17 protein-coding genes are annotated in these 20163 nt (G+C 71.6%); 10 read left to right on the top strand and 7 right to left on the bottom strand.

Annotation, left to right across the window (positions count from 1 at the left end; all coding sequences use genetic code 11):
* Positions 1 to 75 precede the first annotated feature (75 nt).
* Positions 76 to 1536, top strand: a complete 1461-nt coding sequence (locus M8C11_RS19790; RefSeq protein WP_252451859.1) for a CCA tRNA nucleotidyltransferase — start codon at positions 76 to 78, stop codon at positions 1534 to 1536.
* Positions 1537 to 1712: 176 nt separating this feature from the next.
* Positions 1713 to 3749 carry a S8 family serine peptidase gene (locus tag M8C11_RS19785; RefSeq protein WP_252451857.1) on the top strand — a complete coding sequence of 679 codons (2037 nt, stop codon included), beginning with the start codon at positions 1713 to 1715 and terminating at the stop codon, positions 3747 to 3749.
* Positions 3750 to 3807: 58 nt separating this feature from the next.
* Here M8C11_RS19785 and M8C11_RS19780 read toward each other — a convergent pair whose 3' ends face one another.
* A complete protein-coding gene (locus tag M8C11_RS19780) occupies positions 3808 to 5316 on the bottom strand; it encodes a flotillin family protein (RefSeq protein ID WP_121683690.1) in 1509 nt (502 codons plus the stop codon).
* A 27-nt stretch (positions 5317 to 5343) separates the two neighbouring features.
* Positions 5344 to 5886, bottom strand: coding sequence for a hypothetical protein (locus M8C11_RS19775; RefSeq protein ID WP_120572533.1), 543 nt, complete (start codon positions 5884 to 5886; stop codon positions 5344 to 5346).
* Positions 5887 to 5957: 71 nt separating this feature from the next.
* On the opposite strand from M8C11_RS19775, the gene M8C11_RS19770 reads away from it, so the two are divergent.
* On the top strand, positions 5958 to 6437 hold the full coding sequence (locus M8C11_RS19770; RefSeq protein WP_047892731.1) for a methylated-DNA--[protein]-cysteine S-methyltransferase: 480 nt from the start codon (positions 5958 to 5960) through the stop codon (positions 6435 to 6437).
* Positions 6438 to 6503: 66 nt separating this feature from the next.
* On the opposite strand, the gene M8C11_RS19765 is transcribed toward M8C11_RS19770, so the two are convergent.
* Together M8C11_RS19765 and M8C11_RS19760 are read right to left on the bottom strand one after the other, a co-directional pair.
* Positions 6504 to 7583, bottom strand: a complete 1080-nt coding sequence (locus tag M8C11_RS19765; RefSeq protein WP_013289364.1) for an inositol-3-phosphate synthase — start codon at positions 7581 to 7583, stop codon at positions 6504 to 6506.
* 23 nt (positions 7584 to 7606) lie between these two features.
* Positions 7607 to 8245, bottom strand: coding sequence for a PadR family transcriptional regulator (locus M8C11_RS19760; protein ID WP_120572535.1), 639 nt, complete (start codon positions 8243 to 8245; stop codon positions 7607 to 7609).
* Positions 8246 to 8419: 174 nt separating this feature from the next.
* On the opposite strand from M8C11_RS19760, the gene M8C11_RS19755 reads away from it, so the two are divergent.
* The 3 genes from M8C11_RS19755 (at position 8420) to M8C11_RS19745 (ending at position 13557) form a co-directional block, all read left to right on the top strand.
* Positions 8420 to 8866: a DUF5318 domain-containing protein gene (locus tag M8C11_RS19755; RefSeq protein WP_013289362.1), complete on the top strand. Its 447-nt coding sequence runs from the start codon at positions 8420 to 8422 to the stop codon at positions 8864 to 8866.
* Between the two features lie 194 nt (positions 8867 to 9060).
* Complete coding sequence (locus M8C11_RS19750; protein WP_252451855.1) at positions 9061 to 11880, top strand: transglycosylase domain-containing protein; 2820 nt, start codon at positions 9061 to 9063, stop codon at positions 11878 to 11880.
* A 120-nt stretch (positions 11881 to 12000) separates the two neighbouring features.
* Positions 12001 to 13557: a glycosyltransferase family 87 protein gene (locus tag M8C11_RS19745; RefSeq protein ID WP_252451853.1), complete on the top strand. Its 1557-nt coding sequence runs from the start codon at positions 12001 to 12003 to the stop codon at positions 13555 to 13557.
* A 21-nt stretch (positions 13558 to 13578) separates the two neighbouring features.
* Here the strand turns inward: M8C11_RS19745 and M8C11_RS19740 are convergent, their stop codons facing one another.
* Both M8C11_RS19740 and M8C11_RS19735 read right to left on the bottom strand, forming a co-directional pair.
* Complete coding sequence (locus tag M8C11_RS19740; RefSeq protein ID WP_252451851.1) at positions 13579 to 15705, bottom strand: hypothetical protein; 2127 nt, start codon at positions 15703 to 15705, stop codon at positions 13579 to 13581.
* Entirely contained in the window at positions 15702 to 16484 is a 783-nt protein-coding gene (locus M8C11_RS19735; protein ID WP_120572540.1) for a deoxyribonuclease IV, read from the bottom strand. The genes M8C11_RS19740 and M8C11_RS19735 overlap by 4 nt, the downstream gene beginning before the upstream one ends.
* A gap of 634 nt (positions 16485 to 17118) precedes the next feature.
* On the opposite strand from M8C11_RS19735, the gene rpsF reads away from it, so the two are divergent.
* The 4 genes from rpsF (at position 17119) to rplI (ending at position 18761) form a co-directional block, all read left to right on the top strand.
* Entirely contained in the window at positions 17119 to 17409 is a 291-nt protein-coding gene (gene rpsF / locus M8C11_RS19730; protein WP_013289357.1) for a 30S ribosomal protein S6, read from the top strand.
* 82 nt (positions 17410 to 17491) lie between these two features.
* Positions 17492 to 18019, top strand: coding sequence for a single-stranded DNA-binding protein (locus M8C11_RS19725; RefSeq protein ID WP_018788497.1), 528 nt, complete (start codon positions 17492 to 17494; stop codon positions 18017 to 18019).
* 41 nt (positions 18020 to 18060) lie between these two features.
* Entirely contained in the window at positions 18061 to 18300 is a 240-nt protein-coding gene (gene rpsR, locus M8C11_RS19720) for a 30S ribosomal protein S18 (protein ID WP_013289355.1), read from the top strand.
* A gap of 14 nt (positions 18301 to 18314) precedes the next feature.
* A complete protein-coding gene (rplI, locus tag M8C11_RS19715) occupies positions 18315 to 18761 on the top strand; it encodes a 50S ribosomal protein L9 (RefSeq protein WP_018788496.1) in 447 nt (148 codons plus the stop codon).
* Between the two features lie 66 nt (positions 18762 to 18827).
* On the opposite strand, the gene M8C11_RS19710 is transcribed toward rplI, so the two are convergent.
* Positions 18828 to 19805 carry a hypothetical protein gene (locus M8C11_RS19710; RefSeq protein ID WP_252451848.1) on the bottom strand — a complete coding sequence of 326 codons (978 nt, stop codon included), beginning with the start codon at positions 19803 to 19805 and terminating at the stop codon, positions 18828 to 18830.
* Positions 19806 to 20163: the final 358 nt, after the last annotated feature.

Genomic DNA, 20163 nt, shown 5'->3' with positions numbered 1-20163 from the left:
ACCTTAGTCAACCCGGGCCCGTTACCCGCGCCCGGCGCGGTCGATCCACCTCCGGCCCGATAGGCTGGCGATCCCATGTCCGAAGCCTCCGCCTCCCACGCCGCCGACCGCCGCGAACTGACCGCCGCGCAGCGCAACGCCGTCGCCGAACTGCTCCGAGTCTCACCGGTCGCCGACGAGCTGGGCCGGCGCTTCGCCCAGGCCGGTCACGAACTGCACCTGGTGGGCGGATCCGTCCGCGACGCGCTGCTCGGCCGGCTCGGCAACGACCTCGACTTCTGCACCGACGCCCACCCGGACGAGACCATCAAGGTCATCCGCGGCTGGGCCGAGTCGATCTGGGAGACCGGACGCGAGTTCGGCACCATCGCCTGCCAGCGCGACGGCCTCAACCTGGAGATCACCACGTTCCGCGCGGAGGTCTACGACCAGGTCAGCCGCAACCCGGTGGTGCAGTACGGCACCAGCCTGACCGAAGACCTCAAGCGCCGCGACTTCACAGTCAACGCGATGGCGGTCAGCCTGCCCGACCACCGGTTCACCGACCCGTACGGCGGGCTGGCCGACCTGGCCGCCAAGATCATTCGTACCCCCGGGACGCCGCAGGAGTCGTTCCGCGACGACCCCCTGCGGATGCTGCGCGCGGCCCGGTTCGCCGCCCAGCTCCGCTTCGCCGTCCACCCGGACGTCCGTGCGGCGATGAACGAGATGGCCGCGGACCTGGACCGGATCACCGCCGAGCGGATCCGGGACGAGTTCACCAAGCTGCTCTGCGGCGCCGACCCGATCACCGGGCTGCGCCTGCTGGTCGACACCGGGCTGGCCGAGCGCTTCCTGCCCGAGCTGACCGGCCTCAAGCTCACCATCGACGAGCACGCCCAGCACAAGGACGTCTACGAGCACACGCTCACAGTGGTCAGCAACGCCATGTCGATGGAGTCCGACGGTTGCGACTTCGTGCTGCGCATGGCCGCGCTGATGCACGACGTCGGCAAGCCCGCCACCAAGGCGGTCGGCGCGGACGGCCGGGTCAGCTTCCACCACCACGAGGTGGTCGGCGCCCGGCTCACCAAGAACCGGATGAAGGCGCTGCGCTACTCCAAGGAGATCACCTCCCAGGTGGTCAAGCTGGTCGGGCTGCACCTGCGCTTCTACGGGTACGGCCGCGGCGAGTGGACCGACTCGGCGGTGCGCCGGTACGTCACCGACGCCGGTGACCTGCTGTCCCGCCTGCACAAGCTGACCCGCTCCGACTGCACGACCCGCAACCGACGCAAGGCGGCCCAGCTCGCGGCCGACTACGACGCGCTGGAGGAGCGGATCTCCCGGATCGCCGCCGAGGAGGACCTGGCCCGGGTCCGGCCCGACCTGGACGGCAACGCGATCATGGAGCTGCTCGGCGTACCGCCCGGGCCGGTGGTCGGTCGCGCCTGGCAGCACCTCAAGGAGCTGCGCCTGGAGCGGGGCCCGCTGGACCGGGACGAGGCCGAGGCGGAGCTGCTGCGCTGGGCGCGCGACGAGGGCATCACCGGCTGAGACCGGCGTCCGTGATCTGACGACGATACGGCGGCGTGTCGACCGATCGGTTGACCCGTTCCGGTCGATGTCTCCCGCATGATGAGTCATCGGCAGCCGCCGAATCGACAGATGTGGCTGTCCGATCTCATCCGCCCGTCCGCTCCGGACGGTCGCTGGACACGGGGAGTCAATTCATGACACGTCACGGCGGCCTGCGCCGCTCCGCGCTCGTGGGGCTCGCCCTCACCAGCGCCACCTCCATACTCTGCGCCACAGTTGCCGGCCCGGCCCTGGCCGACCCGAAGCGACCGTCGGTCCGCGGCGCCGGCACTGCCGAGGCGGTGCCCGGCCGCTACATCGTGGTCCTCAAGAAGGGCAAGACCACCCCGGCCAAGGTGAAGTCCGCCGCGTCCGCGCTGGCCGGCGAGCACGGCGGCACCGTCCGCCGGGTCTTCGGCAAGGCGCTGAACGGCTACTCCGCCACGATGGACGTCCGGCAGGCCGCGCGGCTCGCCGCCGACCCGGACGTCGAGTACGTCCAGCAGGTCCAGCGCTGGAGCACCGCCGGCACCCAGACCACCCCGCCGTGGGGCCTGGACCGCATCGACCAGCTCAAGACCCGGACCGACGGGAAGTACACCTATCCGGCGACCGGCGCCGGGGTGACCGCCTATGTGATCGACACCGGTATCGACATCGACCACCGGGACTTCGACGGGCGGGCCCGCAACGGCTACGACGCGGTCGAGCAGGACGACGTCGCCCAGGACTGCCACGGGCACGGCACCCACGTGGCGGGCACGATCGGCGGTACGACGTACGGCGTCGCGAAGGCCGTCGAGCTGGTCGCCGTCCGGGTCCTCAACTGCGACGGCGAGGGCGACAGCGAGCAGGTGATCGCCGGCATCGAATGGGTCACCACCAACGCCACGGGGCCCTCCGTCGCGAACATGAGCCTCGGCGTCGGCCGCGTCGACCAGGCCGTGAACGACGCGGTCGCCCGCTCGATCGCTTCCGGCATCACGTACACGGTCGCCGCCGGCAACATCATGGCGAACGCCTGCGAGTCCTCGCCGGCGAGCGTGCCCGCCGCCATCACCGTCGGCGCCACCGACCGGGTGGACATGCGTGCCTGGTTCTCCAACTACGGCCGCTGCCTGGACCTGTTCGCCCCGGGCACCGGCGTCGTCTCGGCCAAGGCCGGCACCAGCGCCGGCTCGGAGTCGATGAGCGGCACCTCGATGGCCTCCCCGCACGTGGCGGGCGCCGCCGCGCTGCTGCTGGAGGAGCACCCGGACTGGTCGCCGCAGCAGGTGCGGGACTCGGTCGTGACCACCGGCATCGGCGGGGCGGTGCACGACACGATGGGCTCCACCGACCGGCTGCTGCACATCGGCGCGGCGGCGACGGCCCGCGGCTCGTACGGGCTCAAGGCCCGGGGCAACGGCCGGTACGTCACCGCGGAGAGCGCCGGGGCGAAGCCGCTGATCGCCCGCGGCACCACCATCGGGGCCTGGGAGAAGTACGACGTGGTCGACGCCGGCGGGGGCCTGTTCGGCCTGCGGGCGCGGGTCACGAACAAGTTCGTCACGGCGGAGAGCGCCGGGGCGAAGCCGCTGATCGCCCGCTCGGCCACCATCGGCGCCTGGGAGAAGTTCCAGATCGTCGACAACACCGACGGCACGATCAGCCTGAAGGCGGCGATCAACGGCAGGTACGTCACCGCGCCCAGCACCACCTCGCCGCTGATCGCGAGCAAGACCGCGATCGGCACCGCCGAGAAGTTCGACTTCGACGCCCCGGCGCCGCTCGTGAGCATCAAGTCGGTGGTCGGCGGCAAGTTCGTGACGGCGGAAAGCGCCGGGGCGAAGCCGCTGATCGCCCGCTCCGCGACCGTCGGCGCCTGGGAGAAGTACGAGCTGGTGAACGTCGGTGACGGCTTCGGCACCTTCGGCCTGAAGGCCCAGATCAACGGCAAGTTCGTGACGGCGGAGAGCGCCGGGGCGAAGCCGCTGATCGCCCGGGGTGCCTCGATCGGCGCGTGGGAGGGGTTGTCGCTCCTGCACTACAACGCCGACGGCTCGGTCTACCTGTACGCGAACGTCAACGAGAAGGCGGTCACCGCCGGCAGCGCCGGTACCAGCCAGCTCATCGCCAGCCGGACCATCGACTGGGGCGGCCCGCCCTTCGATCTGGGCGAGGGCGAGAAGTTCGTCATCGCCGTGCTCTGATCCGTACCACCGCACGACGCCCGCCGGCTCCCCGAGGGGAACCGGCGGGCGTCCGTCGTCACTGGGTGACGGTGGTGCCGTCCACGGTGTTCTTGCCGTTGTTCTGCGCGCTGCTGCCCAGCCGGGCCAGCAGGCCGGCCAGGTCGATGCCGGTCAGGTCGCTGCCGAGCTGCAGACCCTGGGCGACGTTTCCGGCCACCGACTTGGTCAGCGACGACGCGCCGTCGGTGGAGATCACCGTCATCTTGTCGATCGCGCCGATCGGGGCGCTGGCCGCTCCGACCACCTCGGGCAGCACCTTGACCAGCAGGTCCAGGACGGCCGCCTCGCCGTACGCGGCGAACGCCTCGGCCTTGCGGGCCATCGCGTCGGCCTCGGCCTGACCCTTGGCGAGGATGGCCGCGGCCTCGGCCTGGCCCTCGCGCTCGACCGCCTCGGCGATCGCGGAACGACGGCGCTGCTCGGCCTCGCCCTCCTTGGCGCCCTCGATCGCGTTCGCCTCGGCCAGCGCGGCCCGGCGGGCCCGCTCGCCCTCACCGGTGAGGCGGGCCTGCTCGGCGGACGCCTGCGCGGCGGCGATGGTGGCCTGCCGCTGCGCGTCGGCGTTGAGCACCGCCGCGTTGCGGTTCGCCTCGGCCTCCTGCTCGACCTTGTACCGGGCCGCGTCGGCCGGCTTGCGCACCTCGGTGTCGAGCTGGCGCTGCTTCAGCTCGGCGTTGCGCTCGGCCACCTTCTGCTGCTCGGAGAGGATCGCCTGGTCCCGCTCGGCCTGGGCGAGCGGACCGGCCGCGGCCGACTTCGCCTTCGCCGCGTCGATCTCGGCCTGGATGCCGGCCTGCTTGAGCGCCAGGTTCCGGTTCGCCTCGGCGATCGCCTCCTCGGCGAGCAGCCGCTCCTGCTCGGCCTGCTGCCGGGCCCGCGCCTCGGCGATGGCCGCGTCCTTGAGTACCCGGGCCGCCTCGGGCCGCCCCAGGTCCTGCAGGTAGGAGCCCTCGGCCGAGATGTCCTGGAGCTGGAACGTGTCCAGCACCAGGCCCTGGTTGGTCATCGAATGCTCGGCCTCCTCGGCGACCGCGCTGGCGAACGCCGCCCGGTCCCGGATGATCTCCTCGACGGTGAGCCGCCCGACGATCGAGCGCAGCGCGCCGGCGAGCACCTCGCGGGTGAAGTTGTCGATCTCCTCCTGCTGGTTCAGGAAGCGCTGGGCGGCGGCGCGGATCGCGTCCTCGGTGCCGCCGACCTTCACGATCGCCACGCCGTGCAGCTCGGTGCGGATGCCCTGCTTGCTCACCGCGCCGCGGATGCTGACGTCGATCCGGCGGCTGGACAGGTCGAGCGACTGGAGCTTCTGCACCACCGGCAGCACGAAGACCGAGGCGCCGAGCACGACCTTCTGCCCGGACATGTCGGTGGAGCGGGCTCCGTCGGCGGACTGGGTGGTGCGGCCCTTGCGGCCGGTGACGATGAACGCCTGGTTCGGCCCGGCCACCTTGATCCGGGACAACACGAAGAGGACGAGGACGACGGCGAGGAGGACCGCGCCGCCGATGGCGACGAGCAGGGGCATGGGCGTTCCCGTCTGTGTGGTGGTGTGTCAGTAGGTCTCGACGTGCACGCTGGTCTCGCTCAGTGCTTCGACCACGAAGATCCGGGTGCCGACCGGCATCGGCCCGTCGGCGCGGGCGTTGAGCTTCACCGGCTGGCCGGCGAGGCGGACCCGCACCTCGCCGTAGCCGCCGCTGGGGATCGGCGTCACCACCAGGCCGATCGCGCCGGCCAGGTGGTCGCGGGTGGGTGTGGCGTCGGTGCGCATGTTGCGGGCCGCGCGGCTCAGCCGCGCCGCCAGCCAGCCGGTGGGCACGGCCGCGAGCGCGCCGCCGGCCACCGCCGCCGCGATCATTCCGGGGGTACGGCCCCCGAGCAGCTCGTTGACGATCGCGCCGCCGAAACCGAACGCCCCGGTGAACCCGGCGGCCGCCTCCAGCGACACCGGCCCGTCGACGTCCGGCTGGCCGAGGTGGAGCACTCCCGAGCCGAGCAGGGCGAGCGTCAGCACGCCGACACCGACCCCGCCGATGATCAGGAAGATGAGCGTCCCGGTGGCCATGACCTGCACGGTATCGACGCCGTGCAACATCGACTTCGCTCAGCGGTCGTCCAGCCCGCCCTCAGCGAGGCAATGCCGGCGGGCGCGCGACAATGGGTGCCATGCGCTGGACCGTTCTCGACTCGCCGATCGGGGAGTTCTCCGTCGGCACCGACGACGACGCGGTACGCGGCGCGCACTTCGGCCGGGTGGACGGGGCGGCCGACGAACCCGGTGACGCGGTGGCCCGGCTGGCGGTGGCGGAGCTGCGGGCGTACTTCGCCGGTGAGCTGACCGAGTTCACGGTGCCGGTGTCGGCGCCCCGGGGCTCGGAGTTCGAGCGCGCGGTGTGGCGGGAGATGACCCGCATCCCGTACGGGGAGACGAAGACCTACGGCGAGGTGGCGAAGGCGGTCGGAGATCCCGGCGGTGCCCGGGCGGTCGGGGTGGCCTGCAACCGCAATCCGGTGCCGGTGATCGTGCCCTGTCATCGGATCGTCGGTGCGGGCGGCAAGCTGGTCGGCTTCGGTGGCGGGCTGCCGCGCAAGGTGACGCTGCTGGAGCTGGAGGCGTCGGTGGCGCTGCGGCGAGCCTGGTCCTGACGTACGAAAGGAAAGAAGGCCGGGTCCGCGCGGACCCGGCCTTCTTCCTCGTGCTCGTGCTGCGTGTCAGCGCTCGATCTCGCCGGCGATGAACGCCTCGACGGCGGCGTGCGCGTCGTGGTCGGCGTACTGCTCCGGCGGGGACTTCATGAAGTACGAGGAGGCGGAGAGGATCGGGCCACCGATCTTCCGGTCCAGCGCGATCTTCGCGGCGCGGACGGCGTCGATGATGACACCGGCCGAGTTCGGCGAGTCCCACACCTCGAGCTTCAGCTCCGCGTTGAGCGGGGTGTCACCGAAGGAGCGGCCCTCCAGGCGGATGTACGCCCACTTGCGGTCGTCCAGCCACGGCACGTGGTCGGACGGGCCGATGTGCACGTCGCTCTTGCTCATCTCGTGCGGGATCTGGGAGGTCACCGACTGGGTCTTCGAGATCTTCTTCGAGACCAGACGGTTGCGCTCCAGCATGTTCATGAAGTCCATGTTGCCGCCGAAGTTGAGCTGGTACGTGCGCAGCAGCTCGACCCCGCGGTCCTCGAAGAGCTTCGCCAGGGCGCGGTGCACGATGGTGGCACCGACCTGGCTCTTGATGTCGTCGCCGACGATCGGCAGGCCGGCGTCGGTGAACTTCTTCGCCCACTCCGGGTCGGAGGCGATGAAGACCGGCAGGGCGTTCACGAACGCGCAGCCGGCGTCGATCGCGGCCTGGGCGTAGAACTTGTCGGCCTCCTCGGAGCCCACCGGGAGGTAGGAGACGACCACGTCGACCTGCGCGTCGCGCAGCGCCTGCGCCACGTCGACCGGCTTGGCGTCCGACTCCTCGACGATCTCGCGGTAGTACTGGCCGAGACCGTCGAAGGTCGGGCCGCGCTGCACGGTGACGCCGGTCGGCGGCACGTCGCACAGCTTGATCGTGTTGTTCTCGCTGGCGACGATCGCCTCCGCGAGGTCCATGCCCACCTTCTTGGCGTCCACGTCGAACGCCGCGACGAACTTCACGTCCGAGACGTGGTAGTCGCCGAAGGTGACGTGCATGAGACCCGGGACGCGGTCGTTCGGGTCGGCGTTCCGGTAGTACTCCACGCCCTGTACGAGGGACGAGGCGCAGTTACCCACACCGACGATGGCGACGCGGACGGAGCCCATAGCGTCTGCCTCCTTCTTCTTCATCACGGCCGCTCTGTCCTGGACGTTCCAGGCGTGGGCGGGCTGTCGTTGTCTCCTCGGCCACCGGCCGTCCCGGGTCGCGGGTCGGCCGGGGCCCGGCCGGAGCGCTCGTTGGCGATGAGCTCCTCCAGCCAGCGGACCTCGCGCTCACAGGCGTCGAGCCCGTGGCGTTGCAGTTCCAGGGTGTACGCGTCGAGGCGCTCGGCTGCCCGGCCGAGCACGTCACGAAGACCTTCGCGACGTTCCTCGATCTTGCGGCGACGACCTTCCAGGATCCGGAGCCGGGTGGCCTGGTCGGTCCGGGCGAAGAACGCGAAGTGCACGCCGAAGCCCGTGTCGTCGTACGTCTCGGGTCCAGCCTGCGCTATGAGCTGGGCGAAGCGTTCCTTGCCCTCCGCGGTAATGGTGTAGACCACCCGACCGCGTCGGCTGGTCAGCGCGGGAACCTCCTCGGCGGTCGCGGGTGTCTCGGCGGCTTCGGCGATCCATCCCGCCGCCTGCAGCCGACGCAGCGTCGGGTAGAGCGAGCCGTAGCTGATCGCCGCCCGGATGGCACCGAGCTTGGCGGTCAGCTCCTTGCGCAGCTCGTAGCCGTGCATCGGTGCCTCCTGCAGGAGGCCGAGGATGGCAAGCTCGAGCACGGGCCATCCCCTCTTTCCCCCTGCGCGGAGCACTAACCACCGCGATGTATCGGACCGATACATCGCACGTTAGCGGAGAGGTGAGGGTGGGGCAAACCCCTGCTTACGCGACGCGGTCCTCACGCATCGTGACCATGGTCGCCTGGGTTCGCCGGAGCGCGTACCCTTTGCCGCATGCGTACGCAGCGCCAGGTCGTCGACTACTCGCTTCAGAAGCGGGCTGTGCTGCGTGAACTGCTCGCCGGGCGGATCGGCACGTACGACGTCTGCGACGCCTCGCCGTACCTGAAGAACGCTGCTCGTTTCCACGGCGAGCCGACCGACCACCGCTGCCCGATCTGCCGCAGCGAGAACCTGATCCACGTCCACTACATTTACGGTGACGAACTCAAGCAGTCGGCCGGCCAGGCGCGTACCCGGGCCGAGTTGCCCGTCCTGGCCATGACGCTGCGTGAGTTCCAGGTGTTCGTGGTGGAGGTCTGCCCCGGCTGCGACTGGAACCATCTCGTCGAGCAGTTCCTGCTCGGCCGGGACGGCCTCGCGGGCGAGGCGGAGGACGCGGACGAGTCGGTCGCGGCCAACGGCTCCACCCCTCGGCGAAGGCGAGAGGCGCAACGGTGAACGCGGCTGTCCCGATCACTGCCGGCCCATTCCCCGGGCGGCAGGATCGACAGCCCTTACGCGTAATTGGTCCGAATAGATCGGATTTGACGGGCGATCGCTGGCACGGCCGGCGGGTAACGTCCCGTGTTCCAGCTCACGGCAACCCGGTGGCGGCGCCCCCGCGCCCCACCGCGACCGGCAGGGTGTGAGGAATGAACTACGGCGATCCCAGTTCTTCGCGTGGGCGGGCCCAGATCCCGGGCCCGAACGGCGACCCCGGTTCCGAAGGGAGCCGGGGCGGGAACGGTTGGTCCGGCGCGGCTGACGGCGGCGCCTCGGCGCGCGCCTCCGCGACACCGTACGGCGCGGGCGGCCGGGCCTCGGTCGGTGGCACCGCTCCGGCGCCGCGCGGGGCGGCAGGCTCGGCCTCGGTCGGCCGGGCTGGCGCGGGCCGCGCCTCGGTGCCGGTGTCGCCGGCGCCCGGCGTCTCCGGACGCGCGGGCGCCGGGCGGGCGTCGGTGCCGGTCTCCCCGGCTGCTCCGGCCGGACGCGCCTCGGTGGGCGCGGCGAGCGTCGGCGCGGCCGGCGTCGGCGGGCGTGCGAGCGTGGGCGCACGCGCGAGCGTCGGCGCGGCGGCGGTCGGTGGCCGCGCCCGGGTGCCCGGCGCCTCCGGCGGTGGTCCCGGTGGTCCCGGCGGTCCGGCCGGCCCCGGCCGGCGTGGCCGCGGCGAGGACCCGGCGCGGGCGAAGAAGCGCCGCCGGATCAACATGCTGATCGCCGGCTTCGCCGTGTTCATCATGCTCGCCGGCATCGGCGTGGTGAGCTTCACCTGGTACTCCACCAAAGTGGTGCTCCCGGAGGACACCATCCCGCCGCTGTCCACCACCATCTACGACTCGGGTGGCACGGCGATCGCCCGGATCGGCGACCAGAACCGCCAGCTGGTCACCATCGACCAGATCCCGGAGCACGTCCAGCACGCGGTCGCCGCGGCGGAGGACCGGAACTTCTACAAGCACTCCGGTGTGGACTACAAGGGCATCGCCCGCGCCGCGTGGAACAACCTCACCGGCGGCGACAAGCAGGGCGCCTCGACCATCACCCAGCAGTACGCGCGCAACGCGTTCGAGAACCTGAACCAGGACACGTACGGCCGCAAGGTGAAGGAGGCGATCCTCGCCTCCAAGCTGAACGACAAGTACGACAAGCGCGTGATCATGCAGCACTACCTGAACGTCATCTACTTCGGCCGCGGCGCGTACGGCATCCAGGCGGCGGCGCGGACCTACTTCGGCAAGGACGTCAAGAGCCTGACCGTGGCCGAGGCCGCGGTGCTCGCCGCGCTGATCAAGCAGCCGGAGCCGAGCGCCACCCACCAGGGCTACGACCCGGCGATCAACCCGACCGCCGCGCTGGACCGGTGGAACTACGTGATCAACGGCATGATCACGGAGAAGTGGCTGGACGCGCCGAACACGCCGCAGCACCCCACCGAGTACCCGACGAACATCGCGAAGCCGTCGAAGAACAGCGGCGGTGGCTTCGGCATCGACACCCCGTACGGCAACATCGTCAACTACGTCTCGCAGGAACTGCGCGAGATGAAGCTCTGCACCGACAACGAGGCCGAGGCGACCGAGAAGACGCCGCTGTGCTCGAAGGCGCTGAGCCGGGGTGGCTACAAGATCACCACCACCATCAACCGGAAGATGCAGGAGGCGGCGCTCGCCGCGGCCCAGCGGGCCAAGAAGGGCTCCGAACTCGCCGGCCAGCCGCCGAACCTGATGGCCGCGGTGGTGGCCATCGACCCGAAGACCGGGCGGGTGCTCGCCTACTACGGCGGCGACAACGGCACCGGCACCGACTACGCCGGGAAGAACGTCGACAACGGCGTGGTGAGCGGCGGTCACTCGCCGGGTTCGAGCTTCAAGATCTACACGCTCGCCGCGGCGCTCAAGGAAGGCATCTCGCTCAAGTCCCGGTGGAAGGGCACGGCGTTCACGCCGAAGGGCACCAAGTTCAAGGTCAGCAACGCCGGCGCGGACAAGGTCTCCTGCGGCGACTCCTGCACGCTCGAACTGTCGACGCTCAAGTCGCTGAACGTGCCGTTCTACTACATCACCGAGAAGATCGGGCCGGACAAGGTGCTCGACATGGCCAAGCAGGCCGGCGTCACCACCATGTGGCAGACCGACACCAACCCGGCCAAGGCGCACGACCTGACCAAGGCCGACCCGAAGGACCTGGCTCCGTCGCCGTTCTTCCACGTCCTCGGCTACGGCCAGTACCCGATCACGGTGCTCGACCACGCCAACGGCGTCGCCACGTTCGCCAACCAGGGCGTCTACCACAAGGCGCACTTCATCCGGAAGGTGGAGAAGCAGAACCCGGACACCGGTAAGTGGGACCTGGTCGGCTCGGAGAAGCTCAAGGGGCAGCAGCGGATCGACAAGGACATCGCGGCCGATGTCACCTCCGTGCTGAAGCAGTACCCGGGCCAGATCAACAAGCGCCTTGAGGAGGGCCGCCAGGTCGCCGAGAAGACCGGCACCTGGGAACTCGGTGACAAGACCACCCGTAACGGCGACGCCTGGATGATCGGCTACACGCCACAGCTCGCCACCGCGGTCTGGGTCGGCAACGTCAAGGACCGCAAGGCGATCAAGTACAAGGACGGCCGGGACATCAGCGGTGCCCGGATGCCGGGTGACATCTTCCAGCGCTTCATGAACGACGCGCTCAAGGGCAAGGACAAGGAAGAGTTCCCGCCCGCGGCGAACGTCGGCGAGGACGACACCGGCAACGGCGAGGCGCCGCCGCCGACGAACGAGCCCGGCCAGCCGGGCGGCCCGAACTGCGACCCGCTGGGTCTGTTCTGCCCCGGCGGCACGCCCGGCGGCGGCACCCCCGGCGGCGGTGACCAGGGTGGAACGCCCGGCGGGGGCGGGCTCCCCGGAGGCGGCGGACGCCCCGGTGGCGGCGGTGGCGGCGGCGGGCTGCTACCGAGCACACCACCGACACGACAGAACTGACGCGTACCACCTGACGGCGGCGGCCGGACCTCGGGTCCGGCCGCCGCCGCGTTTCGCGTACCGGAATTTCTCCGCGCGCGACGGGACGGCGACCCCCGGTGTACGGCAGGATGCCTCTCCATGAGCACCCAGTCGCCCGCAGGCATCGATGAGCCCGGCGCGTCCGAGGCGGCGCCACGATCCGCAGAGACGGTGGACCACCCGTCCCGCTCGGACTGGTTCGTCCGGGGCGCCTCCGGTCTGATCGGCGGGCCGCTCGGCGACCACGCCGCCGCACTGGACCGGCCCGCCGACCGGGAGAGCCGCTTCTGGACCGCCGGCCGGATCGTCCTGGCGCTGGTGTGCCTCACGCTGGCCCTGCACTGGGTGCAGAAATCGCCCTGCCAGGACGGGGCCTGGCAGAACAACATCCAGTACACCCGGATGTGCTACACCGACGTGCTCGCGCTCTACTACGCCGAAGGGCTCAACGAGGGCAAGGTGCCCTACGCCGACCACCCGGTGGAGTACCCGGTGCTGACCGGCTACTTCATGGGCGCTCTCGGCCTGCCGGTGCACGCCCTCGGCGCCGACAACCCCGCCATCAACCAGGGCCAGTGGTTCTACAACCTGAACGCGCTGGTACTCGGCGCGCTCGCGGTCGCCACCGTCGCGGTGATCCTCAGCCTGCGCCGACGACGACCCTGGGACGCCGCGTTGTTCGCGCTCTCCCCGGCGCTCGTGCTCACCGCCACCGTCAACTGGGACCTGCTCGCCATCGGCCTGGCCGCGTTCGGCCTGCTGGCCTGGGCGCGCGCCCGCCCCGACCGGTACGCGCTGCTGCTGCCCGGAGTGGCGGGCGTCCTCATCGGACTCGGCGGCGCGGCCAAGATGTGGCCGCTGTTCCTCCTCGGCCCGATCCTGGTCCTCGCGTTGCGCGCCGGCAAGATGCTGGCCGGGCTCGTCGCCACGGCGACCGCGCTGGTGACGCTCGTGGCCGTGAACCTGCCGGTGGCGATCCCCTACCGGGAGAACTGGGAACGCTTCTTCGACCTGAACACCACACGCCCCATCGACTGGGGCACGCTCTGGTACATCGGCCGCTACCTGGACGGCCGGATCAGCCCGTCCTCGCCCGGCCAGCTCGGGCCCTTCGAGTGGCTCAACGCGAACATCCCCACCCTCAACTGGCTGTCGTACCTCCTCTTCGGCCTGGCCTGCCTCGGCGTGGCCGGACTGGCGCTGCTCGCGCCGCGCCGCCCCCGGCTGGCCCAGCTCGCCTTCCTGGTGGTCGCCGCGTTTCTCATCTTCAGCAAGGTGTGGTCCCAGCAGTTCGTGCTCTGGCTGCTGCCGCTCGCGGTGCTCGCCCGGCCGCGCTGGGGCGCGTTCCTGGCCTGGCAGGTCGCCGAGGTCTGCTACTTCGCCGCGTTCTACGGCGAACTGCTCGGCACGGCCATGTCCCGGCCGGTCTTCCCCGAGGGCGTCTTCGTGCTGGCGTCGAGCCTGCGCCTGATCACCGTGGCGGTCCTCTGCGGGTTCGTCATCCGGGACATCCTGCGGCCCGAACTGGACGTCGTCCGGCACACCTACGCCGACGACCCGGACGGCGGAGTGCTCGACGGCGCGCCCGACGCGCCCTGGCATCAACGCTGGCGGGCGCGCGCCGCCGAACGGCCCGGCGAACCCGTTCCGGTGTGACCGAGACGGTCGTGTTCCGGTCTACAGCCGGAACACGACCGCCTCGCCGACCTGCTCCCGGGTCACTCCCGGCGTGTCGACCGGCCGGTCGAGCATCCCCTCCCACGGGGTGCCCTCCAGCTCGTCGCGCAACACGACCACGTTCTTCACGCCGATCTGCCGCAGGTAGTCGACGCTCGCGTAGTCCGGGAAACTCACTGTCGCCTCGCGGATCTGAGCCTGCGAACGCGGCGTGAAACCGCTGCCGCCGTTGACCATCGGCTGGAACCGGTCGGTGGACCAGAGCATCACCGGCTGGTCCAGGTTCTGGCTGCTCGGCAGCACCAGCATCGGGCCGTCGACGGTCCGCATCGCGGCCGGCTGCCGCGGCACCACGGGCTGCGGCGTGGCGTTCAGCCCTTCCACGAGCACCAGCGCCAACGGCAGCAGCGTGGCCAGGCGCAGCCACGGGCCCGGCCACGGCGGCACCCGTTCGGCGGCCAGCTCGCGTACGCGCATGCAGAGCGCGGTGACCGCGCCGGCCGCGAGCAGGCCCAGCAGCAGCGTGGTCCAGAGCATCATCCGGCCCGGCGTGCGCAGCCCGCTCCAGCCCGGCAGGTAGTCGAACAACGGCACGTAGGTGAACCGGCCGCCGAAGAACCGGGTGCCCATCGCCAGCGCCATCGTCACGAGCACCCCGGCCAGCAGGAAGATCCGGTGCCGGACCCGCCAGACCGAGAAGAACAGGCCACCGGCGGCGAGCGCGTAGAGCGCGAAGCCCGGCAGCAGCGTCATCTCCGGATGCCAGGGCAGCACGGCGCGGGCGCCCTCGTGCAGCCCGCCCCAGACCCGGGACTCGGCCGGCGCGGTGAAGAACCCGCTCGCCGGCGGCGAGTAGAGCCCGATGTCACCGAGCGTCCGCTCCGCGTTCGGGTGCAGCTCGGCGACCTTGAAGTACGGCACCGCCAGCGCCGCGCCCACCGCGGCGAACGCGAGCCCGCCGAACACGTCGGCCAGGAACAGCCGCCGCCCGAACGGACGCTTCACCCGGCGCCGCCGCACGAACCACAGCACCACCGAGACCACGCCGGTCCCGGCCAGCATGTACGCGAACGGCAGCCCGATGCCGAACCCCAGGCTGAGCTGCCATGCGGCCACCAGCCACCCGGCGAACGCCCAGCCCGCGTGCCGGCGGCGCGGCCGGTAGCCGTACCGCAGCGACCAGCCGTGCCCCCGGGCCAGCATGGCCAGCGCCAGCGGGATGCCGCCGTTGGAGAGGATGTGCAGGTGCCCCGCCTGGGCCAGCAGCCACGGCGCGTAGGCGAAGCTCGCCCCGGCCACCGCGCCGCCGATGCGGCCCGCGCCGAGCTGCCGGGCCAGCACGTACGCGCCGAACGCGGCGAGCGCGTGCGCCAGCACGAACATGATGTTGTAGCGCAGGACGGCGTGCTCCGGGCCGGCCCCGATCAGGCCGGCCGGGGCGTACCCGAGGAGCGTGTCGGAGAACGCGAAGCTCCAGTTCTCCGGATAGAACGTGTTCGCGTGCCACAGCATCGCCGGGTCGGTCCGCAGGATGTGCCCGGACCACGCCATCTGCCACGCCTGCAGGCTCGGATCCCAGTAGTCCTGCGGCAGCGTGTGCCGCGGATAGCGCAACGTGGGCCAGGTCATCGCCGCGGCCAGCGCCAGCGCGGCGACGGCGGCGAGCGTCCACTCGTGCACCAGGAACCGGCCGACCGCGCGGACGGCCCGGCGGGCCCGGCCGAGCACCGGCTCCGGCGCGGGCCCGAACGCGGACCAGGGGTCGGCGGGCTTCTCGTCGGCCGTACCCGTTGCGCTCTTGTCCCCGCCCTCGGCCTTCGTGCCGGCGGCGTCTCCGGCGTCGCCGCCGTTCGCCGGCCCGTCGTGGGCGCCGCCCTTGCCGACGGCGGCATCGTCCCGGGCCTCGGCCTTCTCCTCGGCGGCGGCCTCGTCCGCGGTGCCGGCACCGGGCCCGGTGCCCGCCTTGCCGGCGGTTGCGTCCACGCCGGATCCGCCCTCGGCGGTCCCACCCTCGCCGGTCGGGATCGCCTCGGCCCTCTCGTCCGGCCGGTTCCGCGCGCCCGTCCCGTCCGGCCGGGGCTCGGCGCCGGACCGGCGGCCGGTCGTGCCGGACTGCTCGGTCGTCACGCCGCCGCGCCCAGCTGCCCGCGCAGGAACGCGATGTCGGCGGCCTGGCCCTCGACGCCACCGGGGGTCTCCACGATCACCGGCGCGCCCGCCGCGCGGATCACCGCCACCAGCAGCTCCGGGTCGATGGTGCCGCCGGTCAGGTTGTCGTGCCGGTCCTGGCCGGAGTTGAACGCGCCCTTGGAGTTGTTGGCGTGGATCAGGTCGATCCGGCCGGTGATCGCCTTCACCCGGTCGACCAGGCCCAGCAGTTCCTCGCCACCCGCGTACGCGTGGCAGGTGTCCAGGCAGAAGCCCACCTCGTGGTCGCCGAGCGCGTCCCAGAGCCGGGCCAGTGAGTCGAGGTGCCGGGCACAGGCGTTGTCGCCGCCGGCGGTGTTCTCGATCAGCACCGGCAGCGGGAAGCCGCCCGAGTCAGCCGCGTACGCGAAGGTCTTGCGCCAGTTGTCGAAGCCGACGGCGACGTCATGGCCGGCGTTGACGTGGCCGCCGTGCACGATCAGCCCCTTGGCTCCGACGTCCGCCGCGGCGGTGGCGTGGGCGAGCAGCAGCTTACGGCTGGGGATGCGGATCCGGTTGTTGAGCGTGGCCACGTTGATCACGTACGGCGCGTGCACGTAGAGGTCGACGTCGGCGGAACGCAGGCGCTCGGCGTCCTCGCGCGGCTTCGGGGCCTTCCAGCCCTGCGGGTCGGCCAGGAAGAACTGGACCGCCTCGGCCTGCCGGGCGGCCGCCTCGGCCAGCGGGTCGGTCGGATCGACGTGGGCTCCGATTCGCATGCAGGGCAGCCTACGTCGCGCCTGCGACGGTCGGCGCGCTCGCGGGAGGCGCCCGGCGGGTCGAACGCGTCACCACCCGGCCCGGCGGTCGTTGTCCGAGGTGGGATCGATGGTCGACGCTCCGCCCGAACGTGGTCCACAGCACGGACGGGCGAGGGTGGACCCCCGGAAACGGGACGCCCCGCCGTGCGGCCCGGCACGACGGGGCGGGATCCGATTGTCATCCCGGTACGGGAGGCCAGCAGTAGGAGCAATTCCTCCATTTGCCCCAAGTGGTGACGAGAGCCCTTGTATGGTCAGACCAGGTGACAACACGATAAAGCTCCGCGGGGCGTCTTCGATCCAACCTCATCGGTGTGGTCGTTCCTCCCCAGGTCCCACCCAAGGAATGCGGACGGGACGCCCCGCGGTCCCGTGGACAGGGGTCCACCTCCGGCTCGCCGGAGGTGGACCCCTGTCGCCGCACCCGGCACACCGGGGCCACCGGCCCGGCCATGATCGTCCGGACCGGCTATCCTGGTCCGGTTGTCCGCGTGTCCGACCGGGTTCCCCCGGCACCGGCCGCGGGCAGCGACGCACGACCTCCTGCCACGGAAGGACCGTGGCCGCTTAGCCCACAGGAGGTGAGCACGTCTTGCGTCACTACGAAGTCATGGTGATCCTCGACCCCAGCCTCGAGGAGCGCACCGTCGCCCCGTCGCTCGACACGTACCTGAACGTGATCCGGACCGCGGGTGGCTCGGTGGAGAAGACCGACGTGTGGGGCCGCCGGCGCCTCGCGTACGAGATCAACAAGAAGGCCGAGGGCATCTACGCCGTCATCGACCTCCAGGCGACGCCGGAGGCCGTTGGCGAGCTGGACCGTCAGCTCCGACTCAACGAGTCGGTGCTGCGCACCAAGGTCATCCGACCGGAGATGCGCTGAGCATCCAGACCCGGCACGTCCGGATCACAAGCCTCATCCACGCTGTCGTACGGCTCTGAGAGCCTGAACGGCACAAAGATGAGTGCGCGAGGAGATGGTCATGGCAGGAGACACCACCATCACGGTCATCGGCAACCTGACCGATGATCCCGAGTTGCGATTCACCCCCTCCGGCGCGGCGGTCGCCAAGTTCCGGGTCGCTTCGACGCCCCGCTTCATGGACAAGGCCTCCGGCGAGTGGAAGGACGGCGAGCCGCTGTTCCTCTCGTGCACGGTCTGGCGCCAGGCCGCCGAGAACGTCGCCGAGTCGCTGCAGCGCGGCGCTCGCGTGATCGTGTCCGGCCGACTGCGCCAGCGGTCGTACGAGACCCGTGAGGGTGAGAAGCGCACCGTTATCGAGCTGGAGGTCGACGAGATCGGCCCGTCGCTGCGCTACGCCACGGCGAAGGTGCAGAAGATGTCCCGCTCCGGTGGCGGTGGCGGCGGCTTCGGTGGTGGTGGCGGCCAGGGCGGCGGCGGAGGCAACTTCGACGACCCCTGGGCATCTGCTGCCCCCGCCCCCTCCCGCGGTGGTTCGGGCGGAAACTTCGACGAGGAGCCTCCGTTCTAATGGCGCCGAGCGCCCGCGATCGCAAACCAGGAGCACGAGCAATGGCTAAGGCTGCGGCACTTCGCAAGCCGAAGAAGAAGGTGAACCCGCTCGACAAGGACGGGATCACCTACATCGATTACAAGGACACCGCGCTGCTGCGCAAGTTCATCTCCGACCGCGGCAAGATCCGCGCTCGACGGGTGACCGGCGTGACCTCGCAGCAGCAGCGGCAGATCGCCCGTGCGGTCAAGAACGCCCGCGAGATGGCGCTCCTGCCGTACACGGCCACGACCCGCTGAGAGGAGGCACGGACATGAAGATCATCCTGACTCAGGAGGTGTCCGGCCTCGGCTCTCCGGGCGACATCGTCGAGGTGAAGGACGGCTTCGGCCGTAACTACCTGCTGCCGCAGGGCTTCGCGATCGCCTGGACCAAGGGCGCGGAGAAGCAGGTCACGGTCATCAAGCGGGCCCGCTCGGCCCGCGAGATCCGCGACCTGGGCCACGCCACCGAGGTCAAGACCCAGGTCGAGGGCCTGAAGGTCAACCTGAAGGCCCGCGCCGGCGACGGCGGACGGCTCTTCGGCTCGGTCACCCCGGCCGAGATCGTCGACGCCGTCAAGGCCGCCGGCGGCCCGACCCTGGACCGCCGCCGGCTGGAGCTGCCCGGCCACATCAAGGCGCTCGGCTCCTACCCGGTCAGCATCCGGCTGCACCCCGAGGTGACCGCCAAGTTCGACCTGAACGTGGTCAAGGGCTGACACCCGAAGCACGACGCGAAAGGCCCGCACCGGTCGCCGGTGCGGGCCTTTCCGCATCCTCACCGCTCAACCGAGCGGCTTGCCCGTCACCGCGCTGATCACCACCGTGGACAGGCCGCCACCCACCACCGCGGCCGCCAGCGCCACTGTCGCCGACCGCCACGTCGTCCCGACCTGCCGCAGCAGCACCGCCACCACCAGGCTGCTCACCATCGCCAACCCGAACCGCGGCGCCGCCGACACCAGCGACTCCAGCGCATGCGCACGCGGCGAGTCACACCCACCGCCGGTGATGTCCGTGACGCACCCCGCCGGAGGCTGACCGCTCAGGAACAGCAGCCCGATCACCAGCAGCACCGCCGGAACCAGATAGCAGGCCGCCGTGTAGACCAACGGCCGCAACGGACCACCCGGGTCCGGGTCCAGCAGGTCGTCCTCCAGCCGCCGGCCCCACGAGCCGCCGCCGATCGTCTCCACCCGGCGCCGCAACGTCGAAGGCGCCGGCTCCACCGGGCCCCGGCGAGGCACGGTACGCGGGCGCGGCGCCGAGTACGCCACCGCAGGCGAGCGGGGCGCCGTCGACGGCGTCTCCATCCACCGGGGATCGTCGCCGGAGAGCCGGGTACCCGACCAGAACGCCTCGGCCCGCTCCGGCGACGCCCAGCCCTCCCGCACCGGCGGTGCCGACCGGTCCCACGGATCGGCCGGCGCGTACCGGTCGCCCGCGTCCCGCACCGGCTCCAGGAAACCGGTGTCGGTGAACCGGTCCCACTCACCCGTGTGCTCCGTACGGTCCCACCGGTTCTCCGCCCGCTCCCAGCGGCTCGCGGGCACCGGCCGGTCCCAGGCGTGCACCCCGGACGCGTCCCACGGATCGACAGCGGGTGGCTGAACCGGCTCACGCTCGACGCTCCGGCGGCGCTGCCACGGATCCGCCGCCGGTTGCGGCCGCGCCGACTCCGGCGCCGCCCGCGACCAGGCCGACTCCGACTCCGCCGCCCTCGCCGCCGTCGGTCTCCAGCTCGGCTCCGGCTCCGCGGCCATCGCCGCCGACCGGCCCGCATCCGACGCCGCCGACCGGCCCGCATCCGACGCCGCCGACCGGCCCGCATCCGACGCCGCCGACCGGCCCGCATCCGACGCCGCCGACCGACCCGCATCCGACGCCGCCGGCCAGTCGGCATCCGTCCCCGAGCGGGACCACGCGCCGTCCGGGGCCGCCGGCCGTGCCCAGCCGGAATCCGACCCCGCCGGCGGCGGCCAGGAGGAACCCGACGCCGACCGGCGACGCCGGCCCGCCGGCCGTTCACCCTCCGATCCCGCAGGCCCCTCGCTCGAACCCGCCGACTCCGGCAGCCCGGACCAGGTCACCTGCGGCCGGCGCGTCGCCGCCCGACGCGGG

Source organism: Micromonospora sp. CPM1 (assembly GCF_023896895.1).
Lineage (GTDB): Bacteria > Actinomycetota > Actinomycetes > Mycobacteriales > Micromonosporaceae > Micromonospora > Micromonospora tulbaghiae.
This window is presented reverse-complemented; position numbering and strand designations above follow the sequence as displayed.

Excerpts from the sequence above, each read along its gene's own strand:
- rpsR (WP_013289355.1), top strand. The coding sequence starts at position 18,061 with ATGGCTAAGGCTGCGGCACTTCGCAAGCCGAAGAAGAAGGTGAACCCG.
- M8C11_RS19770 (WP_047892731.1), top strand. The coding sequence starts at position 5,958 with ATGCGCTGGACCGTTCTCGACTCGCCGATCGGGGAGTTCTCCGTCGGC.
- M8C11_RS19780 (WP_121683690.1), bottom strand. The coding sequence starts at position 5,316 with ATGCCCCTGCTCGTCGCCATCGGCGGCGCGGTCCTCCTCGCCGTCGTC.
- M8C11_RS19790 (WP_252451859.1), top strand. The coding sequence starts at position 76 with ATGTCCGAAGCCTCCGCCTCCCACGCCGCCGACCGCCGCGAACTGACC.
- M8C11_RS19750 (WP_252451855.1), top strand. The coding sequence starts at position 9,061 with ATGAACTACGGCGATCCCAGTTCTTCGCGTGGGCGGGCCCAGATCCCG.
- M8C11_RS19710 (WP_252451848.1), bottom strand. The coding sequence starts at position 19,805 with ATGGCCGCGGAGCCGGAGCCGAGCTGGAGACCGACGGCGGCGAGGGCG.
- M8C11_RS19785 (WP_252451857.1), top strand. The coding sequence starts at position 1,713 with ATGACACGTCACGGCGGCCTGCGCCGCTCCGCGCTCGTGGGGCTCGCC.
- M8C11_RS19755 (WP_013289362.1), top strand. The coding sequence starts at position 8,420 with ATGCGTACGCAGCGCCAGGTCGTCGACTACTCGCTTCAGAAGCGGGCT.
- M8C11_RS19735 (WP_120572540.1), bottom strand. The coding sequence starts at position 16,484 with ATGCGAATCGGAGCCCACGTCGATCCGACCGACCCGCTGGCCGAGGCG.
- M8C11_RS19765 (WP_013289364.1), bottom strand. The coding sequence starts at position 7,583 with ATGGGCTCCGTCCGCGTCGCCATCGTCGGTGTGGGTAACTGCGCCTCG.
- M8C11_RS19775 (WP_120572533.1), bottom strand. The coding sequence starts at position 5,886 with ATGTTGCACGGCGTCGATACCGTGCAGGTCATGGCCACCGGGACGCTC.
- M8C11_RS19745 (WP_252451853.1), top strand. The coding sequence starts at position 12,001 with ATGAGCACCCAGTCGCCCGCAGGCATCGATGAGCCCGGCGCGTCCGAG.
- rplI (WP_018788496.1), top strand. The coding sequence starts at position 18,315 with ATGAAGATCATCCTGACTCAGGAGGTGTCCGGCCTCGGCTCTCCGGGC.